The 21,951-nt window shown below is 71.0% G+C and carries 17 protein-coding genes and 1 rRNA gene; 15 read left to right on the top strand and 3 right to left on the bottom strand.

The window, feature by feature from the left end; translation table 11 throughout:
• Positions 1 to 788 precede the first annotated feature (788 nt).
• The 3 genes from OG948_RS14290 to OG948_RS14280 all read left to right on the top strand — a co-directional run bounded on the left by OG948_RS14290 (position 789) and on the right by OG948_RS14280 (position 6,394).
• Complete coding sequence (locus OG948_RS14290) at positions 789 to 1,058, top strand: WhiB family transcriptional regulator (RefSeq protein WP_355545315.1); 270 nt, start codon at positions 789 to 791, stop codon at positions 1,056 to 1,058.
• A gap of 132 nt (positions 1,059 to 1,190) precedes the next feature.
• Positions 1,191 to 4,928, top strand: a complete 3,738-nt coding sequence (locus tag OG948_RS14285) for a glycosyltransferase (protein ID WP_406296743.1) — start codon at positions 1,191 to 1,193, stop codon at positions 4,926 to 4,928.
• The gene (locus OG948_RS14280) at positions 4,925 to 6,394 is read left to right on the top strand and encodes a DUF5719 family protein (protein WP_406296741.1); all 1,470 of its coding nucleotides are present in this window, start codon (positions 4,925 to 4,927) and stop codon (positions 6,392 to 6,394) included. The genes OG948_RS14285 and OG948_RS14280 overlap by 4 nt, the downstream gene beginning before the upstream one ends.
• A gap of 117 nt (positions 6,395 to 6,511) precedes the next feature.
• Here the strand turns inward: OG948_RS14280 and OG948_RS14275 are convergent, their stop codons facing one another.
• Positions 6,512 to 6,877, bottom strand: coding sequence for a metallopeptidase family protein (locus OG948_RS14275; RefSeq protein WP_078976974.1), 366 nt, complete (start codon positions 6,875 to 6,877; stop codon positions 6,512 to 6,514).
• A 277-nt stretch (positions 6,878 to 7,154) separates the two neighbouring features.
• Here OG948_RS14275 and OG948_RS14270 point away from each other — a divergent pair, with 277 nt between their 5' ends.
• The 8 genes from OG948_RS14270 to OG948_RS14235 all read left to right on the top strand — a co-directional run bounded on the left by OG948_RS14270 (position 7,155) and on the right by OG948_RS14235 (position 15,469).
• Positions 7,155 to 7,529 (top strand): DUF3499 domain-containing protein, encoded by a 375-nt coding sequence (locus tag OG948_RS14270; protein WP_395874499.1) that lies wholly within the window; start codon positions 7,155 to 7,157, stop codon positions 7,527 to 7,529.
• Between the two features lie 106 nt (positions 7,530 to 7,635).
• Positions 7,636 to 9,006 carry a phosphomannomutase/phosphoglucomutase gene (locus OG948_RS14265; protein ID WP_406296739.1) on the top strand — a complete coding sequence of 457 codons (1,371 nt, stop codon included), beginning with the start codon at positions 7,636 to 7,638 and terminating at the stop codon, positions 9,004 to 9,006.
• A gap of 104 nt (positions 9,007 to 9,110) precedes the next feature.
• Positions 9,111 to 9,296 (top strand): Trm112 family protein, encoded by a 186-nt coding sequence (locus OG948_RS14260; protein ID WP_395874503.1) that lies wholly within the window; start codon positions 9,111 to 9,113, stop codon positions 9,294 to 9,296.
• Positions 9,293 to 10,474 (top strand): SIS domain-containing protein, encoded by a 1,182-nt coding sequence (locus tag OG948_RS14255; protein WP_406296737.1) that lies wholly within the window; start codon positions 9,293 to 9,295, stop codon positions 10,472 to 10,474. The genes OG948_RS14260 and OG948_RS14255 overlap by 4 nt, the downstream gene beginning before the upstream one ends.
• A 2-nt stretch (positions 10,475 to 10,476) precedes the next feature.
• Positions 10,477 to 11,715 (top strand): mannose-6-phosphate isomerase, class I, encoded by a 1,239-nt coding sequence (manA, locus tag OG948_RS14250; protein WP_406296735.1) that lies wholly within the window; start codon positions 10,477 to 10,479, stop codon positions 11,713 to 11,715.
• A 231-nt stretch (positions 11,716 to 11,946) separates the two neighbouring features.
• Positions 11,947 to 12,927, top strand: coding sequence for a cation diffusion facilitator family transporter (locus OG948_RS14245; protein ID WP_406296733.1), 981 nt, complete (start codon positions 11,947 to 11,949; stop codon positions 12,925 to 12,927).
• Positions 12,928 to 13,086: 159 nt separating this feature from the next.
• Positions 13,087 to 14,535, top strand: a complete 1,449-nt coding sequence (ahcY, locus tag OG948_RS14240) for an adenosylhomocysteinase (protein ID WP_406296732.1) — start codon at positions 13,087 to 13,089, stop codon at positions 14,533 to 14,535.
• Between the two features lie 157 nt (positions 14,536 to 14,692).
• On the top strand, positions 14,693 to 15,469 hold the full coding sequence (locus OG948_RS14235; RefSeq protein WP_406296730.1) for an HNH endonuclease family protein: 777 nt from the start codon (positions 14,693 to 14,695) through the stop codon (positions 15,467 to 15,469).
• A gap of 46 nt (positions 15,470 to 15,515) precedes the next feature.
• Here the strand turns inward: OG948_RS14235 and OG948_RS14230 are convergent, their stop codons facing one another.
• Positions 15,516 to 16,445: a zinc-binding alcohol dehydrogenase family protein gene (locus OG948_RS14230; protein WP_406296728.1), complete on the bottom strand. Its 930-nt coding sequence runs from the start codon at positions 16,443 to 16,445 to the stop codon at positions 15,516 to 15,518.
• 84 nt (positions 16,446 to 16,529) lie between these two features.
• Here OG948_RS14230 and OG948_RS14225 point away from each other — a divergent pair, with 84 nt between their 5' ends.
• Both OG948_RS14225 and OG948_RS14220 read left to right on the top strand, forming a co-directional pair.
• Positions 16,530 to 16,985, top strand: coding sequence for a MarR family winged helix-turn-helix transcriptional regulator (locus OG948_RS14225; protein WP_406296726.1), 456 nt, complete (start codon positions 16,530 to 16,532; stop codon positions 16,983 to 16,985).
• A 9-nt stretch (positions 16,986 to 16,994) separates the two neighbouring features.
• On the top strand, positions 16,995 to 17,600 hold the full coding sequence (locus OG948_RS14220; protein WP_406296724.1) for a hypothetical protein: 606 nt from the start codon (positions 16,995 to 16,997) through the stop codon (positions 17,598 to 17,600).
• On the opposite strand, the gene OG948_RS14215 is transcribed toward OG948_RS14220, so the two are convergent.
• Positions 17,584 to 18,585 (bottom strand): RDD family protein, encoded by a 1,002-nt coding sequence (locus OG948_RS14215; protein ID WP_406296722.1) that lies wholly within the window; start codon positions 18,583 to 18,585, stop codon positions 17,584 to 17,586. The genes OG948_RS14220 and OG948_RS14215 overlap by 17 nt on opposite strands.
• Positions 18,586 to 18,635: 50 nt before the next feature.
• Between OG948_RS14215 and OG948_RS14210 the strand changes: the two genes are divergently transcribed.
• Together OG948_RS14210 and OG948_RS14205 are read left to right on the top strand one after the other, a co-directional pair.
• Positions 18,636 to 19,643 (top strand): stage II sporulation protein M, encoded by a 1,008-nt coding sequence (locus OG948_RS14210; RefSeq protein ID WP_406296721.1) that lies wholly within the window; start codon positions 18,636 to 18,638, stop codon positions 19,641 to 19,643.
• Between the two features lie 763 nt (positions 19,644 to 20,406).
• Positions 20,407 to 21,930, top strand: a 16S ribosomal RNA gene (locus OG948_RS14205).
• The last annotated feature ends 21 nt before the right edge of the window (positions 21,931 to 21,951 follow it).

The raw sequence follows: 21,951 nt of genomic DNA, 5'->3' as shown, positions 1-21,951 counted from the left end.
GCGGATCAGGCGAACGCGGCGGATCGAAAGCGAACACGCGAGCGGTCGACAGCAACCCGAACGGACATCCGGCCATGGGGGACGGCCGTGCCGATAAAAGGGGAAAAGAGTGCCGCCGCTTGCGCGGAGGACGACCGAAAAGGCGTCCTCAGGCGATACAGCTCGGACAACAGCTGTACACGTGGTCGCACGGCGGACACAGCGCGCTGAACACCCGACGGACGTCGACAGGACGACTCCGGTACCGGCTGCAGCGTGCGGACATGGGAAAAGGACATCGTCTGGGGGGTGTCCCTGTCAACTCGCCACGGCCCCGCCGGCGCCGCGCTCACCCGAATCGGCCGAGCGCTGCCCGATTCGGGTGAGGAATCCTGGGAAGGGATTGAAGCCTCCCGGGCACGGGGAGGCCCATTTTCGGGTGAGCCGAGGTATGTGACCTCGGTCATCATCGCGGTTTTCCGGCTCGTCCGGGGAACTGTGCGGACCGTGTGAGGCGTAGTCCATTGCAGAGGTCATCACGGGTTGGCATCGAATGTCGTCGCGCCCCCGCCGGTACGCTCCCCGCCCGGAACGTCGCGGCGATCACGTGACACGACAGAGTGTCCGGATCTGTCCATTTATGTGGTCAATTCGGATTGCTGTGCTCCCGGGGAGTGAATCCCCGCTCTAATAGCAGAGCCCGGCTTGACGTCGCAGCAACGACGCGCTTGTAATTTCACACACGTCGTGAACCGTTACCGGTAACGGCTTAATCACGGGGACGCAAAAACGGGTCGAGGAGGCACGCGATGGGCGAGCTGTTCCAGCTACTGGTCGCCGAGGGCGAGAGCGAGGAGGAGGAGCTCGGTTGGCAGGAGCGCGCGTTGTGCGCGCAGACCGACCCCGAGTCCTTCTTCCCGGAGAAGGGCGGCTCGACGCGAGAGGCCAAGAAGGTCTGCCTCGCGTGCGAGGTGCGCGACGAGTGCCTGGAATACGCGCTGGCCAACGACGAGCGCTTCGGGATCTGGGGTGGGCTGTCCGAACGCGAGCGGCGCAGGCTCAAGAAGGCGGCCGTCTGACCATCGCCTGTTCGGGCCCGAGTCCGAGCAGCGCGGGCGCGGGGTGCCCGTCGCGTAGTGTGTTGGCCGTTCGGCCGGATGCCGGACCGCTGGTACCACGCCGCTTCGAGCCCCCCGGGGTCCCCGCACTCGATGTCACTTTTCAGCCATCAGTCGGCATACGCGCAAGCTCCGGCTTTCCCACGGCACATCGTCACCGCGATCCTCGTCGCCCATGACGGGGCACGCTGGCTGCCGCGCACACTGACCGGCCTGCTCGGTCAGGAGCGCCCGGTCCAGCGCGTCCTCGCGGTCGACACCGGCAGCACCGACGCCTCGGTCGGTCTGCTCGAGGACGCGCTCGGTCAGGGCTCGGTGCTGCACACCGAGCGACGGACCGCGTTCGGTGCCGCCGTGAGCGAAGCCCTGCGTGCCGCGCCGCACGTCGACCCCGCGTCCCTGCCCTACCGGATCGACGCGTACGACGCGTCGGACCCGTACGGCGACACCGACCAGGACCGCCCGCCCCGATCGACCGAGCCGGTCGAGTGGTTGTGGCTCCTGCACGACGACAGCGAGCCCGCCCCCGACGCGCTGCACCTGCTGCTGCGCGCCGCCGACGAACTGCCCTCCGCGGCCGTGCTCGGCCCCAAGGTGCGGAGCTGGTACGACCGCAGGCAACTGCTCGAGGTCGGCACCACGCTCACCGGCAGCGGCCGACGCTGGACCGGCCTGGAGCGCCGCGAGCAGGACCAGGGCCAGCACGACGCGGTCCGCGGCGTGCTCTCCGTCTCCAGCGCGGGCATGCTGGTGCGCCGGGACGTGTGGGAGGGCCTGGGCGGCTTCGACCCGCGCCTGCCGCTCTCCCGCGACGACACCGACTTCGGCTGGCGGGTCAACGCCGCCGGACACCGCGTGGTCGTCGTACCGGACGCGGTGGTGCAACACGCCGAGGCGGCCACGCGCGAGCGCCGGCCGATCGACGTCGCGGCGAACCGCCCGCACCGGGTGGACCGCAGGGGCGCCGCCTTCACGCTGCTGGCCAACACCACCGGCGCGACCTGGCCGTTGTTGTACCTGCGCCTGCTGTTCGGCGGCCTGTTCCGCAGCCTGGGCTACCTGCTCGGCAAGCTGCCCGGGATGGCCCTGGACGAACTGCTCGGCACCATGGCGGTGTTGCTGCGCCCGGCCGCGTTCCTCTCCGCGCGGCGCGCCCGTTCGCGGACCCGCACCATGTCGGACAAGGACCTGGGCGACCTGTTCCCCAGCCGGGCCGCCACCGTTCGGCACGCCGCCGAGGGCCTGATCGGCAACCTGCGGCGGAGCGAGGAGCCGGAGAACCGGTCCGGTCGACACAGCAGCGCGGAGTCGGGCCCCACCGACGAGGACTCCGAGTCGCTCGACACGGAGAGCTTCGTCAAGCTGCGCGTGCTGATGCGCCGCCCCGGACTCTCGCTCGCCTTGGTACTGACCCTGGTCACCCTGTTCGCCGCCCGTGGATTGCTCGGCGGCGGCAGCCTGTTCGGCGGCGCCCTGCTGCCCCCGCCGGAGGGCGCGGCGGACCTGTGGCACCGCTACCGCGACACCTGGCACGGGGTGGGCTTCGGCGAGGCGGCGAGCGCGCCGCCCTACGTCGGCGCGCTCGCCGCGTTCGCCACGCTCCTGCTGGGCAAGGCCGGCACCGCCGTCGCGGTGCTGCTGATCGGCAGCGTCCCGCTCGCCGGGATCAGCGCCTACCTGTGCTCGCGCCGGCTGGTCTCCGGGCCCGGCGTCCGGGTGTGGGGCGCGGCCGTGTACGCACTGACCCCGGTGGCCACCGGTGCGATCGCCACCGGCCGGATCGGTACCGCCGTCGCGCTCGTGCTGGCCCCCGTGGTCGCCCGAGGCGCGGCGCAGGTGCTCGGCGCGGGCGAGTTGAAGGCGTCCATGCGCGCGGCCTGGGCCACCGGCCTGGTCCTGGCCGTCGCGGCGGCGTTCACGCCGCTGCTGTGGCTCGCGGTCGCGCTGCTCGCGCTGATCGCCGTCGGGTTGTCCTTCGCCGGACGCCTCGGCGCGCGCCCCGGGGTCGGCCTGCTCGTGCGGGTGGGCGTCGTGCTCGTCACCCCGCTCGTGCTGCTCGGCCCGTGGACGTTGGCGCTCGCGGGCAAGCCCACCCTGTTCCTGGCCGAGCCCGGGCTGGCCGGCGACGCGCTCGCCGAGAAGGGCACCAGTCCGGTCGGTCTGTTGCTGCTGGACCCGGGCGGCCCCGGCACGCTGCCGGCCTGGCTGACCGGCGCGCTGCTGCTGGTCGCGCTGGCCGCGCTGCTGCGCGACTCGCGCCGGGCCGCGGTGCTCGGCGCGTGGGCGGTCGCCCTGGTCGGCCTGGTGCTGGCGATCGTCACCAGTCACGTCGAACTCACCGTCGAGGCCACCGGCGACAAGGCGCCCGCATGGCCCGGCGCGGCCGTCGTGGTGATCGCGCTCGGCTACGTGGCCGCGGCGATGGTCGGTGCCGAGGACGCCCGCACCCGGGTCGCGGCCGGCAGCTTCGGTTGGCGCCAGCCCGCCGCGGTGGTGCTGGCCGTGTTCGCCGCACTCACCCCGGTCGTGGCGGCCGGGGCCTGGTTGTGGCAGGGCGCGAACGGGCCGCTGGAGCGGCGTGACCCGGTCGTGGTGCCCGCGTTCGTGGCCGAGGAGGCCACCGGCCCGCGGCACTCGCGCACGCTGGTGCTGACCGCGCCCGAGCCGGGCAACGTGAGCTACACGATCGTGCGCGGCGCGGGTCCGGCGCTGGGCGACGCCGAGTTGGCGCCCAAGGCATCGACATACCGACAATTCGACACGTTCCTGGGCAAATTGCTCTCCGGGGGTGGCGGTGCGGACGCGAGCATGCTCGTTCCGTACGGCATCGAGTTCGTCCAGCTCAAGCCGCCGGTGGGCAACGAGCTCACCGCGCGTTTGGACGGCACCCCGGGCCTGACCCGGGTCGGTGCCACCCAGGGCGCGACGCTGTGGCGCCTGCAATACCCGGTCGGCCGCGCGCTGATCGTCGACCCGGACGGTCGCGCCAAGGCGATCCCCTCCACCCGCGAGGGCGTGTCCACCCGGATCGAGGCCGGCCCGCAGGGTCGGATCCTGCGCCTGGCGGAACGCGCCGACTCGGGCTGGGAGGCCACCCAGGGCGGCCGCAAGTTGACCGCTCGCACGCTGGACGGCTGGGCGCAGGGCTTCGAGCTGCGTCCCGAGGCGGGTCGGCTCGAACTCACCCACGCCTCCGGCGGGCACGGCATGTGGCTGCTCGTCCAGGGCGTCCTGGTGTTCGTGGTGTTCGTGATGGCACTGCCCGCGCGCAGGCGCGGCACCGACGACGACCTGCCGGACAGCGCCGCGCCGATCCCGGCCGCGGGCGAGGGCACCGGTCGGCGCGGTCGTCGGGTCAAGGCCGAGGCGGACGAGGCGACGCCGGAGCCGGTACCGGTCGCGCCGGGCGGCGACGGCCTCGACGAGTTCGGCTTCCCCGAACAGCGCACCGATCCGGCCGAGGCGCCGGTGCCGGTACAGGCGTGGAACGGCGCCGCCTACGACGCGCAGGCGACGCCGGCCTACGAGCAGTACCCGCAGCAGGACTACGGGCAGCAGTACCAGGGCTACCCGGACTACCAGGGCTACCAGTACGACCAGGGTGCCCAGGGTGCCCAGGTCCCGCAGGGCGCTCCGGAGGGATCCGACGCGGCGGGCTCGTACGGCTGGGCGCCCCCCGTGCCGCAGCAGCCGGTCTACGACGAGTACGGCAACGTGGTGCCCGCGCCGCAATACGACCCGAACGCCTACCCGGACCACGGCGGATGGCCGCCCGAGCCGCGCTCGGGTGACGAGCCGTGGCCGCCGCCCTCGCAGGGAGACCGCCCGTGAAGCGCACCACCCTCTCCCTGGCCGTCGTCGTCGCGCTGCTGGCCGTCGTCGTGGGCCTGGCGATCGTGACCCGCCCGACCGAGAGCAAAGCCGCGCCGCCGCCGGCGGCGAGCCGGGTGCCGGTCCAGCAGGCGGAGCTGAGCTGCCCGTCGATCCGCCAACTGCCGGGCAGTTCGGCGGCGGTCTCCGCGCTGACCCCGCCCGGCCAGGGCGCGGCCGGCGCCGGCGAGGCGAGCGTCGTCGAACTCGGCGACCGCACCAAGGTGCGGACCAAGGTCGAGGCGCCGGGCAAGCTCGCGAGCTTCGGCGTCGACAACGCCGAGGTCCCACCGGTGTTGGCCAACGCCGGCGGGGCGTTCGCGCCGGGCTTCTCGGCCGGAGCGGTCGCCCGGGTGCCCAGCGGGGCCGGTCGCGGGCTGGCGGGTCTGGCCTGCGAGGCACCGACCACCGACCGCTGGTTCGTCGGCACCTCCACCACCGAGAACCGCGACGCGTACCTGTACCTGTCCAACAGCAAGGACACACCGGCCGTCGTCGACCTGGAACTGTTCGGGCCCAACGGCCCGATCGAGGCCGAGGCGGGCCGCGGGCTGACGCTCGCGCCCGGCGCGACGATGCCGGTGCTGCTGCGCACGCTCAACCCGGGCGCGGTCTTCAACGGCATCGCGGTGCACGTGATCGCGCGCACCGGTCGGGTCGGCGCGGCGATCCGCGACCAGGAGGGCGCGGTGGGCACCGACTGGCTGCCCTCGGCCGGCGCTCCCGGCCGCAACCTGGTCCTCACCGGCCTGCCCGGGCTGACCGGCGACGCGGGCAACGTGCAACTGATGATGTTGTCGCCGAGCGGCGAGAGCACCGACGTGCAGTTGTCCATCGCCGGCAAGGTGAACACCTTCAAGCCGGTCGAGCACGAGACGGCGGACATCAAGGGCAACAAGCTGACGGTGATCGACCTGGGCCCGGTCAACCGGACCGACGCGGGCGCCATCCGGCTGGTCTCCGGCCGCGCGGACATCATCGCCGGCGTCCGGGTGGTGCAGGGCACCGGGACGGACGCCGAGGTGGCCTTCCTGGCCGCCACCCCGGAACTCGCCGGGCGCGCGGTGGTCGCGGAGAACCGCAGCGGCGGCGCGGTCACGAGCACGATCTCGATCACCGCGCCCAAGGGCCCGGCCAAGGTCAAGCTCACCTCGATCGGCGACAAGGGCGAGCCGGTGTCCGCCGACGTCGAGGTGCCCGCCGGTACCACCGTGCAGGTGCCCGCCCCGGTGCCCGCCGGGGCGACCCGGTTCGCGGTGGTCGCCGAACCGCAGGCCGGCTCGCAGCCGGTGCACGTGGTGCGCACGCTCACCGAGACGATCGGCAAGACCGCGGCCTTCACGGTCCAGCCGTTCGTGCCGGCCCCGGAGACCGCGGTGGTGCCCAACGCGCGCGAGGACCTGTCCCTGCTGGTCCCGCAGCGGTAGACCCGGCACCGATCGGCCGCCGGCGCCGGTCGCGGCCGCCACCGCACCCGATCGCCCACGACGCGCCGGCCCGGGCCCCCACGAGGGGGACCCGGGCCGGCGCGGTGGTCTTCCCGCTCAGTCGTCGGGGTCGATGGTGTCCGGATCCATGCCCAGCAGGTCCGCGACCTGTTCCACGAGCACGTCGTTGACCAGCATCTCCAGCTCGGCCCGGCCCTCCGCGCGCAACTCCAGCGGGCGCCGGTACAGGATGATCGTCGCGGGCACGGCCTTGGTCGCGGGCACCAGCCGACCCAGCGCCACCGCCTCGTCGCCGTTCACCGCGGTCTCGGCCTCGGGCACGTCCAGGACCGCGAAGCGGACCTCCTCCAGTTGCGGCCAGCGCTTGGCGAGCCGTTCGACGACATCGGCGGCGAGGTCGTCGAACCGCTGCGCGCGGGTGAGCGCGATCGGCACGGGGGGTGGGGCGAGCGGACCGCGCATGCCGCGGCCGTGCCGGTCGCGCCGACTGCGGCGGCGCCGGTCGCGCTCGCGGGGAGAAGAGGGGACCGAGTGCTCGTTGTGCACGGGACGAGCTTAGAGCCTGACCGCCGGATCCGGATCGGTCCACGCCGGCTCGCTCCGCGCCCGGTCCCCGCCCGGACGCGGGCCCCGTCGGGCGGCGGCCGACGCCGCCGACACCCTGTGAGGAGCGACACGTGAGTCACACCGCACCCGGATACGACGCGGCTTGGGTCCGCTTGCGGTACCGTCCATCGTCGTGAGCCCTGTACGTCGCTGTTCGCGGACCGCCTGCGGTCGAACCGCAGTCGCCACGTTGACGTACGTCTACGCCGACTCCACGGCCGTCCTGGGCCCTCTCGCGACCTACGCCGAGCCCCATTGCTACGACCTGTGCGCCGAGCACTCGGAGCGGTTGACCGCGCCGCGCGGCTGGGATGTCGTGCGCCTGGCGCCGGATCCGAGCGCGGGCAAGCCCAGCAGCGACGACCTCGAGGCGCTGGCCAACGCGGTGCGCGAGGCCGCCCGCCCGCCGCAGCCCCCGCAGCCGGCGCCCGAGCCGCAGGACCGCGACGGTCGCCCCGAGGCCGGCCGGCGGGGCCACCTGCGTGTCCTGCGCTCACCCGAGAGCTGACCGCCGGCCGATAGGGTCTGATGCGTCGTCCGCGGGGCAGGGATCGACGGTCAACGGCCAACACCGCGGCGAATCGCGACCGCGGCCAAGCGAGTGGAGTCTTCGGGTGCGCGACCTCTCCCAGATCGTGAAGGCGTACGACGTGCGGGGCGTGGTCCCCGACCAACTGGACGCCGACACCGCGCGGGCACTGGGCGCGGCCTTCGTGCGGGTCACCGAGGCCGACGCGATCGTGGTCGGCTGGGACATGCGCCCGTCCTCGCCGGAGCTCTCCGGCGCGTTCGCCGCCGGCGCCGCCGCCCAGGGCGCGGACGTGACCCTGATCGGCCTGGCCTCCACCGACGAGCTCTACTTCGCCAGTGGCAGCCTGAACCTTCCCGGCGCGATGTTCACCGCGAGCCACAACCCGGCGCAGTACAACGGCATCAAGATGTGCCGCGCGGGCGCCGCCCCGATCGGCCAGGACAGCGGCCTCGCCGACATCCGCGCGCTCGCCGAGGCGGGCGTGCCCGAGTACGCCGGCGAGCCGGGCACGATCACCGAACACGATGTGCTGGCCGACTACGCCGCGCATCTGCTCGGCTTGGTCGACCTGACCGGCATCCGGCCGCTCAAGGTGGTCGTGGACGCGGGCAACGGCATGGGCGGCCACACCGTGCCCACCGTGCTCGGCGCCGCGAGCGGGCTGCCGCTGGAGATCGTCCCGCTGTACTTCGAACTGGACGGCTCCTTCCCCAACCACGAGGCCAACCCGCTGGACCCGAAGAACCTGGTCGACCTCCAGGCCGAGGTCCGCGCGAGCGGCGCCGACCTGGGCCTGGCCTTCGACGGCGACGCCGACCGCTGCTTCGTGGTCGACGAGAACGGCGACCCGGTCTCGCCGTCCGCGGTCACCGCGCTGGTGGCGGTCCGCGAGATCGCCCGGGCCAAGGCGAACGGCGAGCAGGCGCCGGTGGTCATCCACAACCTGATCACCTCGCGCGCCGTTCCGGAGATCGTCGCCGAGGCCGGCGGCCGGGCCGTGCGAACCCGGGTGGGCCACTCGTTCATCAAGGGCGAGATGGCGCAGACCAACGCGATCTTCGGCGGCGAGCACTCCGCGCACTACTACTTCCGCGACTTTTGGCGTGCGGACACCGGCATGCTGGCCGCGATCCACGTGCTCGCCGCGCTCGGCGGCCAGAAGTTGCCGCTGTCGGCGTTCGCGAGCGAGTACGACCGCTACCCGGCCTCCGGCGAGATCAACAGCGAGGTCGCCGACCAGGCCGCCGCGACCGCGAAGGTGCGCGCCGCGTTCGAGGGCCGGACCGGCGTGAGCGTGGACGACCTGGACGGGATGACCGTGCTGGCCGATCGGTGGTGGTTCAACCTGCGCGCGTCCAACACCGAACCCCTGCTGCGGCTGAACGTCGAGGCCGACGACGAGCCGACCATGATCGCGATCCGCGACGAGGTACTGGCACTCGTCCGGGGCTGAGGCGTCGGCTCGGTAATGTGATGGGTTCAATCGGACGGCTGCCGCGCCGAATCGGGACGGATATGTACGAATCGGCGCGAGCGGCCGGAAAAGGTGGAGATGTCGTGAATCTGGAACCGTCGCAGCTGGCGATCCTGACGTGCCCGGTCTGCCACGCCTCGCTGCACAAGGACGGGGACGCCGCGCTGGCGTGCGACAACTCCACGTGCGGGCTGGTCTACCCCGTCGTCGACGACATCCCGGTACTGCTGGTGGACGAGGCTCGCCGGCCCGGTACCGCGCGGGCATGAACATCCTCGACGAGGGCCTGCTGGACGACCAGGACGGCATCGCCCGGGCCGACGCGGCGGACACGCTGCGTGCCCTGGCCGGTGCCGGGGCGCAGGTACGGCGGGCCGCGCAGGCCGCGCGCGAGGCCGTGCCCGCCGCGATCTCGCCCCGGGACCGCCCGCGCACGGTGATCCTGGCCGCGCCCGCGTACGGGCCGCTCGGGCACGCGCTGCGCGCGGTCACCGGCGCGGACGCGGCGCTGCCCCTGGTGCTCGCCGCGGGCGGCCTGCTGCCCGGGTGGGCCGGTCCGATGGACCTCGTGTTGTTGGCCGGTCGAGGCGACGAGCCGGCGTTGATCGACCTCGCCGGCCAGGCCTACCGGCGCGGCTGCCAGGTGGTCGCGGCCACGCCCGCCGGATCGGCCCTGGACGCCGCCGTGCAGCAGTCCCGCGGCGTGGTGGTCCGGGTGCCCGTCGACGCGACGCCGGTGGGCGCGGCCGGCTACGCCGACGACACCGCGTTCGCCGCGCAGACCGCCTTCTGGCCGCTGTTCACCGCACTCCTGGCGATCACCGGAGCGTGCGGCGCGAGCGCGTTCACCCCCGGCGAGGGGCTGGCGGGCGTGGACGCGGCGGCCGACCGGCTGGACGAGGTGAGCAACCGCTGCCGGCCCGGAGCCGACGCCTACCTCAACCCGGCCAAGGGCCTGGCCGTCGCGATCGCCGGCACCATCCCGGTGATCTGGGGCGCCGGCACCGTCGCGGGCGTGGCCGCCGAGCGCTTCGCGACGATGTGCGTGGGCGTCGCGGCCACCCCCGCGCTGTCCGGCGCGCTGCCCACCGGGGGCCGCTACCAGGACCGGGTCTTCGCCGCGGGCGGCTCGGTCGACGCCGGCGACCCCGACGACTTCTTCCGCGACCGGGTGGACGAGGCCGAGTCGGTGCGCCTGCACCCGGTGCTGCTGGTCGACCACGACGACGCCGGCGCCGCGCCGCAACTGGACCGGGCCAAGCGCACGCTGACCGCGCTCGGCCGCTCCGCCGTCGGCGAGGTCGGCGCGCGCGGCGGCAGCCCCGTCGAGCGACTCGCGGAGCTGATCGCGGTGACCGACTTCGCCGCCGTCTACCTGGCCCTCGGCACCGGGGTCGGCCCCGCCGTACCGGGGCTGTTCTCCTGGACCGAAGGTGGTCCCCGCTAGCCATGGACCGCCTTCTCAACCGGATCCGCGCCAACGCGTGGGGCTCGCTCACGGCCATCCCCGAACTGCTCGGCGTCGCCCCCACCGGCGAACCGCAGGCCGAACTGTGGATGGGCGCCCACCCGGGCGCGCCCTCCGAGGTCGACCGGGGCCGCGGGCCGCGCTCGTTGGTCGAGCTGATCGCCGCCGACCCCGACGGCGAACTCGGCCCGGACACCGCGGCCCGGTTCGGCCCGCGCCTGCCGTTCCTGATCAAGGTGCTGGCCGCGGAGGAGCCGCTCTCGCTCCAGGTGCACCCCGACGCGATACAGGCCCGGCACGGCTACGCCGAGGAGGAGGCGCGCGGTGTCCCGATCGACGCCGCGCACCGCAACTACCGCGACTCCAGCCACAAGCCGGAGATGATCTGCGCGCTCGGCGACTTCGAGGGTCTGGTCGGCTACCGCGAGATCGCCGAGACGCTCAAGCTGCTCGACGCCCTCGACGTTCCGGAACTGGCGCCGTTCGCCCGCGCGTTGCGTGACCCGGACGAGGAGGCGGCGCTGCGCGCGGCGACCACGCACGTGTTGATGCTGCCCGCGCGGCTGCGCACCGGCGTGGTGGAGGCGGTCGCCGCGGCCTGCCGCCGACTGGCCGCGAACGGATCGCCGTACGCGGAGGCCTGCGCCGCGGTCGCGGGTCTGGCCGAACGCCACCCGGGCGACCCCGGCGTCGCGGTGGCACTGCTGCTCAACCACATCCGGCTGCGCGAGGGCGAGGCGGTCTTCCTCGCGGCCGGCATGCCGCACTCCTACCTGCACGGGGTCGTGGTCGAGATCCTGGCCAACTCGGACAACGTGCTGCGCTGCGGGCTGACCGACAAGCACATCGACGTCGGCGAACTGCTGCGAATCATGGCCTTCCGGGCCGGTCCGGTGGAGATCCTGGGCCCCGAGCCGACCGAGGTCGACCCGGCCGAGGAGGTCTACGCGACCCCGGTCGCCGACTTCAGACTCTCCCGCCTGCGCTCGACCGGGACCCGAGAGCCCTACCTCCTGGACACCGCCGGCCCGCAGATCCTGCTGTGCGTGCGCGGCACCGCGACCGCCACCGGCGCCGACGGCGAGGTGCTCGACCTGGCGCGCGGCCAATCGATCTACGTCCGCGCGGGTGAACCCCGGGTCGCGGTCACCGTCGACGGCGCCGACGGCCTGGTCTTCCGGGCCACCGTCCCGTGCTCCCGAGCCGCCTCGACCGATTGACCCGCGCCGACGGATCGAGCCGCGCCGACGGATCGAGCCGCGCATCGACCGAGCCGCGCGCGCCGAGACGAGTCCCGCCGGCCGATCGACGCCGGATACCGATATCGCAAGCATCCCGGGGTAGGCGGGTGGCCGATGGCACACTGATCGCCGACGAACGGCGGCAGGCGGCCGACGACGACAGTGACCGGCGATGACGACAGTGGTCAACCAACGGGTGGGAGTCGACCTATGAGCGCGGGTGGCGGAACCAAGGCGGTCGTCGCGGCACTGGCGGCCAACCTGGGGATCGCGGTGGGCAAGTTCGTGGCCTTCGCCTTCACCCGATCCTCGTCGATGCTGGCCGAGGGCGTGCACTCGCTCGCCGACTCGGGCAACCAGATCCTGCTCCTGGTCGGCGGCAAACGCTCGCAACGCGACGCCACGCCCGAACATCCCTTCGGCTACGGCCGCGAGCGCTACATCTACGGCTTCCTCGTCTCGATCGTGCTGTTCTCGGTCGGCGGCATGTTCGCGATCTACGAGGGCTACGAGAAGATCGCCCACCCGCACGAGCTGAAGAGCTGGTACTGGGCGGTCGGCGTACTGGTCTTCTCGATCATTTTGGAGAGCTTCTCGTTCCGCACCGCGATCCAGGAGTCCAACCTGCACCGAGGCGCGCTGACCTGGCCGCAGTTCATCCGCCGGGCCAAGTCGCCCGAGTTGCCGATCGTGCTCCTGGAGGACTTCGGCGCGCTGATCGGCCTGATACTGGCGCTGGGCGGGGTCAGCCTCGCGGTGGCCACCGGCGAAGGTGTCTGGGACGGGATCGGCACGCTGTGCATCGGCATCCTGCTGGTGCTGATCGCCATCGTGCTCGCCATGGAGACCCGCAGCCTGCTGCTGGGCGAGGCGGCCGGTGTGGAGACGGTCCGGGAGATCGAGGCGGCCATCGTGGCCGGCCCCGACGTCGAGCGGCTCATCCACATGCGCACGCTGCACCTGGGCCCGGAGGAGCTGCTGGTCGCCGCGAAGATCGCGGTCCGCCACGACGAGACCGCGGCCGAGGTGGCCCGGGCCATCGACGCCGCCGAGGAGCGCATCCGCGCGGCCGTACCGATCGCCCGGGTGATCTACCTCGAGCCGGACATCTACCGCGCCGAGGAGGCCGTGCGCGGCGCGGACCCCGAGGCCACGCCGGGCGGCAAGGGACCGCACGTGAGCGGCGACTGAGGTGTTAACGTCGTTGGCGCACAACGACAGTCGCTGCAGAGGGCGGTCGGGTCCGCGACCCGTAGGCACAGAAGTGTCCGACTGGATGGCACGGCATCGGCGCCCGCGGCACCGGTGTGTCTCCAGTCCCATCCACCCCCTCCGCAGAGGATCCAAAACATGGCTTCGCAGCTCGACGGCGACTTCAAGGTTGCCGACCTCTCCCTCGCCGCGTTCGGTCGCAAGGAGATCACCCTCGCCGAGCACGAGATGCCCGGCTTGATGTCGATCCGTCGCGAGTTCGCCGCGTCGCTGCCGCTGGCCGGCGCCCGGATCATGGGCTCGCTGCACATGACCGTGCAGACCGCCGTGCTGATCGAGACGCTCGTCGCGCTCGGCGCCGAGGTGCGCTGGGTGTCCTGCAACATCTACTCCACCCAGGACCACGCCGCCGCGGCCATCGCGGTGGGCCCCGAGGGCACACCCGAGGACCCGCGCGGCGTACCGGTCTACGCCTGGAAGGGCGAGACGCTGGAGGAGTACTGGTGGTGCACCGAGCAGGCGCTGAACTGGCCGGGCCATGACGGCCCGAACATGATCCTGGACGACGGCGGCGACGCCACGATGCTCGTGCACAAGGGCGTCGAATTCGAGAAGGCGGGCGCCGTCCCGGACGCGACCGACGCCGACTCCGAGGAGTACACGGTCTTCCTGGCGCTGCTGCGCGCGACCTTCGCGGAGAACCCCGGCAAGTGGTCCGCGATGGCTCCCGGCATCAAGGGCGTCACCGAGGAGACCACCACCGGCGTGCACCGCCTGTACGAGATGTTCCAGGCCGGTTCGCTGCTCTTCCCGGCGATCAACGTCAACGACTCGGTCACCAAGAGCAAGTTCGACAACAAGTACGGCGTGCGCCACTCGCTGATCGACGGCATCAACCGGGCCACCGACGTGCTGATCGGCGGCAAGGTCGCGGTCGTGTGCGGCTACGGCGACGTCGGCAAGGGTTCCGCCGAGTCGCTGCGCGGCCAGGGCGCCCGGGTGATCGTCACCGAGGTCGACCCGATCTGCGCGCTCCAGGCGGCGATGGACGGATACCAGGTCACCACGCTGGACGAGGTCGTCGAGATCGGTGACATCTTCGTCACCACCACCGGCAACTTCAACATCATCATGGCGTCCGACATGCAGCGGATGAAGCACCAGGCGATCGTCGGCAACATCGGCCACTTCGACAACGAGATCGACATGGCCGGTCTGGCCAAGATCCCGGGCATCGTCAAGGACGAGGTCAAGCCGCAGGTGCACACCTGGACCTTCCCCGACGGCAAGACGCTGATCGTGCTGTCCGAGGGCCGGCTGCTCAACCTGGGCAACGCGACCGGTCACCCGAGCTTCGTGATGTCCAACAGCTTCGCGAACCAGACCATCGCGCAGATCGAGCTGTTCACCAAGCCCGAGGAGTACCCGGTCGGCGTCTACGTGCTGCCCAAGCACCTGGACGAGAAGGTCGCGCGGCTGCACCTGGACGCGCTGGGCGTCAAGCTCACCACGCTCACCGAGGAGCAGGCCGCCTACATCGGCGTCAAGGTCGAGGGCCCGTACAAGACGGACGCCTACCGCTACTGACATCGGCCGTCGGTGGTCGACGCATCGCCGTCGATCGCCGATGCCGAAGACTCGGATCGACCCTGCCAGGCCGGGCGGCGCACGGATCGTGCGCCGCCCGGCCTGTTGCGGGTAGCCATCGACCAACGACACACGACATCCCTCGGGGGGCGGTCGCATGCAACGGCGGACGTACATATCCATCCTGCTCGTCGCGGTCACGCTGACCGCCTGCCAGGGCGACGACTCCACGGCCGAATCCGCCGCGGGCGCCGACTCCGCCACGGCCGCCTCGGCGCCGGAGCAGGCCCCGGGCGGCAGCACCGCGGCGAACCCGTTGGAGAACGAGCAAGGCGTCAAGCCGGGCCTGGCGCCGCTGACTTCGTCCGCCGACCTGACCCGGGCCCGGGCGCTGATCGAGCGGGTGAACACCAAGGGCCGCGGTCCGCAGACCGGTTACGGCCGGGAGAAGTACGGGCCGGCCTGGACCGACAGCGTCACCGATGTCCCGTTCGGCCGGAACAGTTGCGACACGCGCGACGACATCCTCAAGCGGGACGGCCTGGCGACCCGATGGAAGGACGCCAAGGGTTGTGTCGTGACCACCATGACGCTGTCCGACCCCTACTCCGGCAAGGACATAGCGTTCACCAAGGCCAAGGCGTCCGCGGTGCAGATAGACCACGTGGTGCCGCTCAGCGCGTCCTGGCAGATGGGCGCCGCGCAGTGGGACGCGGACAAGCGCCGGCGACTCGCCAACGACCCGCTCAACCTGCTCGCGGTGGACGGCCCGATCAACGGTGGCAAGGGCGATTCGAGCCCGGCGACGTGGCTGCCGCCGAACAAGGCGGTGCGCTGCTCGTACGTGGTCCGCTACGCGCAGGTCTCGATCAAGTACGACCTGCCGGTGACCGACGCGGACAAGCAGGCGATGCTCGCGCAGTGCGCGGGCTGACCGGGTGAGCGGGCCGGCCGAGTGACCGGCTCGTGACCGGCTCCGTCTACGGCCGCAATACGACCTTGCCGAGGTTGGCGCGCGCCTCGATCACCGCGTGCGCCTTCGCCGCGTCCGTGAGCGCGAACGTCTCGTGCACCGCGACCCGGAGTCGGCTCGACAGTGCCAGGTCCCACAACTCCCGCCGATGCCGCTCGTACAAGTCCGGGAACGCGGTGGAGAACCGGGCCATCGACATCCCGGTGATCGTCCGCGCGCCCGCGAGCAGTTCCCACGCGGGCACCGTCCCGCCGCCGGAGTTGAAGAACACCAGCCGCCCGAACGGCGCGAGCGCGGCCACCGCGCGCGGCAACACGTCACCACCGACGCCGTCCAGGACGACGTCGACCGGCTCGCCCCAGGACTCGGCGTCGTAGCGCACCACGTCGTCGACCCCCGAGCCGCGCAGGAAGTCGGCCTTGTCGAGCGAGCCGACGGCCGCCACCACACGGCGAGCGCCGCGCGTGCGGGCCAGTTGCACGGCCAGGTGACCGGCCCCGCTCGCGGCACCGGTGACCAGTACGGACTTCCCCTCGACCGAGCCGGCCGAGGCCAGCGCGCCGAGCGCGACCTGCCCGCCACGCACCAGCGCGACCGCGTCCACGGCGCTCGCGGCGGCCGGGATGAGCGACGCGGTGAAGGTCGGCGCGAGCGCCAGGTCGGCGTACGCGTTCGTGAACGAGATCGCGACCACCCGATCCCCGACCGCGTACCCGGTGACGTCCGGTCCGACCGCGGCCACCTCGCCGGCCACGTCCCCACCGAACACCCCCGGCAGCGGCAGCCCGCCCTCGCGCACCTTCCGCACGCTCGGCAGGCTCACCCCGATCGCCTCGGTACGGATCAGCAATTCGCCCGACCCCGGCTCGGGCGCCTCGGCCTCCTCCACGCGCAACACCTCGGGACCGCCGTACTCGTAATAGCGAACGCGACGCACACACACCTCCAGAAATCATGGGGAACTCCAACGATATTCGACTGATCGTGGGAAAGTCCAATGATTCCCGGGTAGGCTGCGCCCATGGTCGACAAGCTGCCCGCCCCCGCCCGGATCCGCGTCCTGCCGAGCTGGCTGCTCGGCCGCGCCGCGGCGCACGGCCGTGGACTGGTCCGCGGGGCGCTGGCCGGCGACGGCATGCCGATGCTGCATCACCTGGTGCTGATCGCGGTCCAGGAGTACGGCCCGGTCGCCCAAGCCGAACTCGCCCGCACGGTGGCCATCGATCCCAAGGACATGGTCGCGATCCTGAACACCCTCCAGGCCGACGGCCTGGTCACCCGTACCCCCGACCCACGCGACCGGCGCAAGAACGCGATCACCACCACCGACGCCGGCGAACAGCGCCTGGCCCGGCAGGAACCGCTCGTGGACGCCGCGATGGACGAACTCCTCGCCCCGCTCGACCCCGCCGAACGAGCCGGCTTCCTCGCCCTGCTCACCCGCGTGGTGGCCGCCGGCGAACCCACCGTGTCGTAGGGTCCGCGCATGCCCTCAGGCACCTACTCCTTCCACGACCCGCACGACGGCGCCCCCCTCGGCACGGAACGCTTCTCCTGCGCCCCCGGCCCGATCGGCTGGCGCTACACCGGAAGCGGCATCGACCTGACCCTCGACGCTCGGGGCCGACCGCTGCGCCTGGAGGCGCTCGCCGGCGGCTGGCGGGTCCGCGGCGGCGCGACGGTCGTGGACGGCGCCGCCGGCGTGGTGTGGCTGCGCGCCGCGGCGGACCCGACCCTGGACGTGCCCGCGACCGAGGCCGAGGCGAAGGCCGCCGGCTTCACCGGCCGCTCACCGGCCTTCCTGATCGCCACCGCGACCCTGCTGAACCTGGCCCCCGGCGGCACCGCCCGGCTGCGCCTTATCGCGCTGACCGAACCGGTGCTGGCCGCTCACACGGTGGACCAGTCCTGGACGCTGGCGGCGGTGGAGACCCACGACGGCCTGATCGTCGAACGCTACGAGGTGGACGACCTGGCCACCGGCGACCGCGCGATCGTGCACCTGAGCGGCGACGTGGTGCTCGCCGCCCCCGGCATCGAACTGGAAACCCTCGACACACCGCCGAACCGCCGGATCACGACGGCGGGGTGAAGCCGGGATCCTTGCGGCGGGTGGGCTCGGTGGGCTGGACCGGTTCGGTGGGCTGGGCGGGCTCGATGGGCGGGGCCGGCGGGGACGGCGGTGGCGGTGTGGGAGCGGACTGGGGCGCCGGAGGGGGAGGCGGCACCCAGGCCGGGGTCCGCGTCGGTCCCGGTCCCGGTGTCGAGCCCCATCCCGATCCCGATTCCGATCCCGAGGGAGGAGGGGTGGTGGGGGCGTATCCGTGTCGGGCGGCCGTGTACCGCTCCCAGTCCCGGCGCTGGCGCTCGGCGAGCACGGCGGCGAGAAAGACCACCGGATGCATTCCGGGCGGCGGCCCCATCCCGATCCGGTTCGCGGTGTCCACCATCAGCCGCTCGCCCAGCGACGCCTCTATCGCCGGATCGAGCTCACCGCGCCGCGACAGGTACTGCCGAATCGCCAACGCGAGCTCGTCGGTCAACCCGGACAGCTCGATCCCGGCCGCCCACGCCGCGGCGGCCGGATGCAGCGGCAGCGGAAGCTGCCGAGCACCCGGGGTGCGCTCCCGCACCACGAACGTCCCGGCCGCCATGTCCCCGAGGCGCCTGCCGTTCTTCGAGGCCAGCGACGAGAACACCGCGCCGCATCCGATCGTGGTCCAGAAGTCCACGAAGAACCCGAGCAACGCGCGCACCAATGCCTGCCGGAACCGGACCGGCCCGCCGTCGTCGCGAACCACCCGAAGCCCGAGCGCGATCTTCCCGAGCGAGCGCCCGTGCGTCGCGGTCTCCCACGCCACCGGCCAGCCGATCAGGACCAGCACCAGGATCGACAACGACAACGCCGCCGCGAGCGCCTCGTCCGCGTCCGGAACCGCCAGCGACACCAGCCAGACCGTCAGCAAGAGCAGCGCGAACTGCGCGGCCAGGTCGATCACCATCGCGAGTGCCCGGCTGGGCAACCGCGCGGGGCGCAGGTCGAGCGCGACCGCTTCTCCCGTGACGAGCTCGGACACGTCCACCTCCAGTGTGTGCGTCGATGTCGCTCCCAGAGAGGATGCACCGTATGGATGTCGACGTGTTCGTCGCGGTACACCGCCACGAGTGGGAACGCCTGGAACAACTCACCCGCCGCCGACGGCGCTTGTCGGGACCCGAGGTGGACGAGCTGGTCACGCTGTACCGCCGCACGGCCACCCACCTGTCGACGATCCGCTCCGCCGCGCCCGACCCGATGCTGGTCGGCCGACTCTCCACGCTGACCGCGCGGGCCCGCTCGGCGGTCACCGCACCCCGCACGCCGGCCTGGCGGGACGCGATGCTCTTCCTGACCGTTCGATTCCCGGTCGCGGTCTACCGCAGTCGCCGTTGGTGGGGCGTGACGGCGATGGTGTTCCTCGCACTGGCCTCGATCATCGCCGCATGGGTCGCCCACGATCCGGCGGTACGCGACGCGGTGGGCGCGCCGGAGGACATCCGGGAGATGACTCGCCCGGGCGGCGACTTCGAGACCTACTACTCGAGCGCGCCCGCGAGTTCCTTCGCCGCGCAGGTGGCCACGAACAACGCGTGGGTGACGGCCGGCTGCCTGGCGCTGGGCATCCTGCTGGGCCTGCCGGTGCTGTTCATCGTCTTCAGCAACGCGATGAACGTCGGTGTCTCGGCGGGTCTGATGGCCGACGCGGGTCGACTGGACGTGTTCTTCGGCCTGATCACACCGCACGGCCTGCTCGAACTCACCGCGGTGTTCATCGCGGCCGGCGTGGGCCTGCGCCTGGGGTGGACGGTGATCGACCCGGGCCCGCGCAGCAGAGCCAGGGCGATCGCCGAGGAGGGCCGGATCGCCTTGGGTATGGCTGTCGGACTGGCCCTGGTCCTGGTCGTATCCGGCGTCATCGAAGCCTTCGTGACCCCGTCCGGCCTACCGACCTGGGGCCGCATCGCGATCGGCGTGGCAGCGGAGTCGTTGTTCCTCGGGTACGTGCTGATCCTTGGTCGCCGGGCCGAATTCGCCGGAGAGCGGGGGGATGTGGCATCCTCGGACGTCGCGGACGAACTGCCGATGGTCGCCTGAAGAGGTGATCTTGACAGCCCACCGATCGCACACGTAGATTCGAAGGGTTGTCGCGACGTTGTTCAACGGCGCGACAGTCTGGTAGTCTCTGCCAGAGCCGAGCGGGGCGTCCGTCAAGGACCGCACTCCTGCCGCAGCATCACCATCGAATTTCTCGATCATCGGTCGCGTTCATTCGCGACGGGTTCGGCTATTTGCTGTTCTTGTGCATGTGGTTTTGGAATTTCCAATCGGCCGGAGCACGGCGGAAACGGGTTACCGAATCTGCTAAGCTCGAAGAGCCGGAAGCCGGGGAAACGAAAGTTTCGAAGGCCGAAAGCAACGGACGAAAAGCGGGTCGGAAGATCTGCTAGAGTCCGGGAGGCGGAAAACGCGGAAACGCGATGGAAGCCGAAAGCGAGGAAAGCGAAGCCGCCGAAACGGTGTGCTAAGCTGGAAACGCGAAAGCGAAACACGGAAAACGAAAAACTGAAACATCTTGAACGTTAAACGCCCGGAGGGCGCGGTTGACTCCGCACCGAAGGAAGCGTCCGTTCCTTGAGAACTCAACAGCGTGCCAAAAGTCAACGCCAAAGAAACACCCCCGGCGCTTGAAGCCCCGTCACATGGCGGTGTGTGGAGAGTGTTGGTGGTTCCTTTGAAGAAAATCCTGGGTTCCGTCAGTGGGCCCAGGTCACAGCAAGGACGCCGGCGACATACCCGAACTATTCCTTCGGGAGAGTCGCCGCTCACTTATTGTGTTCCACCGGATTACCGGTGAACATCAATGGAGAGTTTGATCCTGGCTCAGGACGAACGCTGGCGGCGTGCTTAACACATGCAAGTCGAACGCTGAAGCCCTTCGGGGTGGATGAGTGGCGAACGGGTGAGTAACACGTGGGCAACCTGCCCTGCACTCTGGGATAACTTCGGGAAACCGGAGCTAATACCGGATAACATCCTCCTCCGCATGGTGGGGGGTTGAAAGTTCCGGCGGTGCAGGATGGGCCCGCGGCCTATCAGCTTGTTGGTGGGGTAGTGGCCTACCAAGGCGACGACGGGTAGCCGGCCTGAGAGGGCGACCGGCCACACTGGGACTGAGACACGGCCCAGACTCCTACGGGAGGCAGCAGTGGGGAATATTGCGCAATGGGCGAAAGCCTGACGCAGCGACGCCGCGTGAGGGATGACGGCCTTCGGGTTGTAAACCTCTTTCAGCAGGGAAGAAGCGAAAGTGACGGTACCTGCAGAAGAAGCACCGGCTAACTACGTGCCAGCAGCCGCGGTAATACGTAGGGTGCGAGCGTTGTCCGGAATTATTGGGCGTAAAGAGCTCGTAGGCGGCCTGTCGCGTCGGATGTGAAAACTCGGGGCTTAACCCCGAGCCTGCATTCGATACGGGCAGGCTAGAGTTCGGCAGGGGAGACTGGAATTCCTGGTGTAGCGGTGAAATGCGCAGATATCAGGAGGAACACCGGTGGCGAAGGCGGGTCTCTGGGCCGATACTGACGCTGAGGAGCGAAAGCGTGGGGAGCGAACAGGATTAGATACCCTGGTAGTCCACGCCGTAAACGTTGGGAACTAGGTGTGGGCGACATTCCACGTCGTCCGTGCCGCAGCTAACGCATTAAGTTCCCCGCCTGGGGAGTACGGCCGCAAGGCTAAAACTCAAAGGAATTGACGGGGGCCCGCACAAGAGGCGGAGCATGTGGCTTAATTCGACGCAACGCGAAGAACCTTACCAAGGCTTGACATACACCGGAAACATCTGGAGACAGGTGCCCCTTTTGGTCGGTGTACAGGTGGTGCATGGCTGTCGTCAGCTCGTGTCGTGAGATGTTGGGTTAAGTCCCGCAACGAGCGCAACCCTCGTTCTGTGTTGCCAGCATGCCCTTCGGGGTGATGGGGACTCACAGGAGACTGCCGGGGTCAACTCGGAGGAAGGTGGGGACGACGTCAAGTCATCATGCCCCTTATGTCTTGGGCTGCACACGTGCTACAATGGCCGGTACAATGAGCTGCGATACCGCGAGGTGGAGCGAATCTCAAAAAGCCGGTCTCAGTTCGGATCGGGGTCTGCAACTCGACCCCGTGAAGTCGGAGTCTCTAGTAATCGCAGATCAGCATTGCTGCGGTGAATACGTTCCCGGGCCTTGTACACACCGCCCGTCACGTCACGAAAGTCGGTAACACCCGAAGCCGGTGGCCCAACTCGCAAGAGGGGGAGCCGTCGAAGGTGGGACCAGCGATTGGGACGAAGTCGTAACAAGGTAGCCGTACCGGAAGGTGCGGCTGGATCACCTCCTTTCTAAGGAGCACATAGCCCGCT

Origin of the sequence: Embleya sp. NBC_00888, from assembly GCF_045207655.1 — a bacterium.
GTDB lineage: Bacteria > Actinomycetota > Actinomycetes > Streptomycetales > Streptomycetaceae > Embleya.
Note: the sequence above shows the minus strand (reverse complement) of the source record. Positions and strands in the feature narration are given on the sequence as shown.

What these genes read in the sequence shown, in the direction of transcription:
- OG948_RS14290 (WP_355545315.1), top strand. Translation starts at nt 789, where the DNA reads ATGGGCGAGCTGTTCCAGCTACTGGTCGCCGAGGGCGAGAGCGAGGAG.
- ahcY (WP_406296732.1), top strand. Translation starts at nt 13,087, where the DNA reads ATGGCTTCGCAGCTCGACGGCGACTTCAAGGTTGCCGACCTCTCCCTC.
- OG948_RS14235 (WP_406296730.1), top strand. Translation starts at nt 14,693, where the DNA reads ATGCAACGGCGGACGTACATATCCATCCTGCTCGTCGCGGTCACGCTG.
- OG948_RS14255 (WP_406296737.1), top strand. Translation starts at nt 9,293, where the DNA reads ATGAACATCCTCGACGAGGGCCTGCTGGACGACCAGGACGGCATCGCC.
- manA (WP_406296735.1), top strand. Translation starts at nt 10,477, where the DNA reads ATGGACCGCCTTCTCAACCGGATCCGCGCCAACGCGTGGGGCTCGCTC.
- OG948_RS14245 (WP_406296733.1), top strand. Translation starts at nt 11,947, where the DNA reads ATGAGCGCGGGTGGCGGAACCAAGGCGGTCGTCGCGGCACTGGCGGCC.
- OG948_RS14275 (WP_078976974.1), bottom strand. Translation starts at nt 6,877, where the DNA reads ATGCGCGGTCCGCTCGCCCCACCCCCCGTGCCGATCGCGCTCACCCGC.
- OG948_RS14210 (WP_406296721.1), top strand. Translation starts at nt 18,636, where the DNA reads ATGGATGTCGACGTGTTCGTCGCGGTACACCGCCACGAGTGGGAACGC.
- OG948_RS14220 (WP_406296724.1), top strand. Translation starts at nt 16,995, where the DNA reads ATGCCCTCAGGCACCTACTCCTTCCACGACCCGCACGACGGCGCCCCC.
- OG948_RS14285 (WP_406296743.1), top strand. Translation starts at nt 1,191, where the DNA reads ATGTCACTTTTCAGCCATCAGTCGGCATACGCGCAAGCTCCGGCTTTC.
- OG948_RS14225 (WP_406296726.1), top strand. Translation starts at nt 16,530, where the DNA reads ATGGTCGACAAGCTGCCCGCCCCCGCCCGGATCCGCGTCCTGCCGAGC.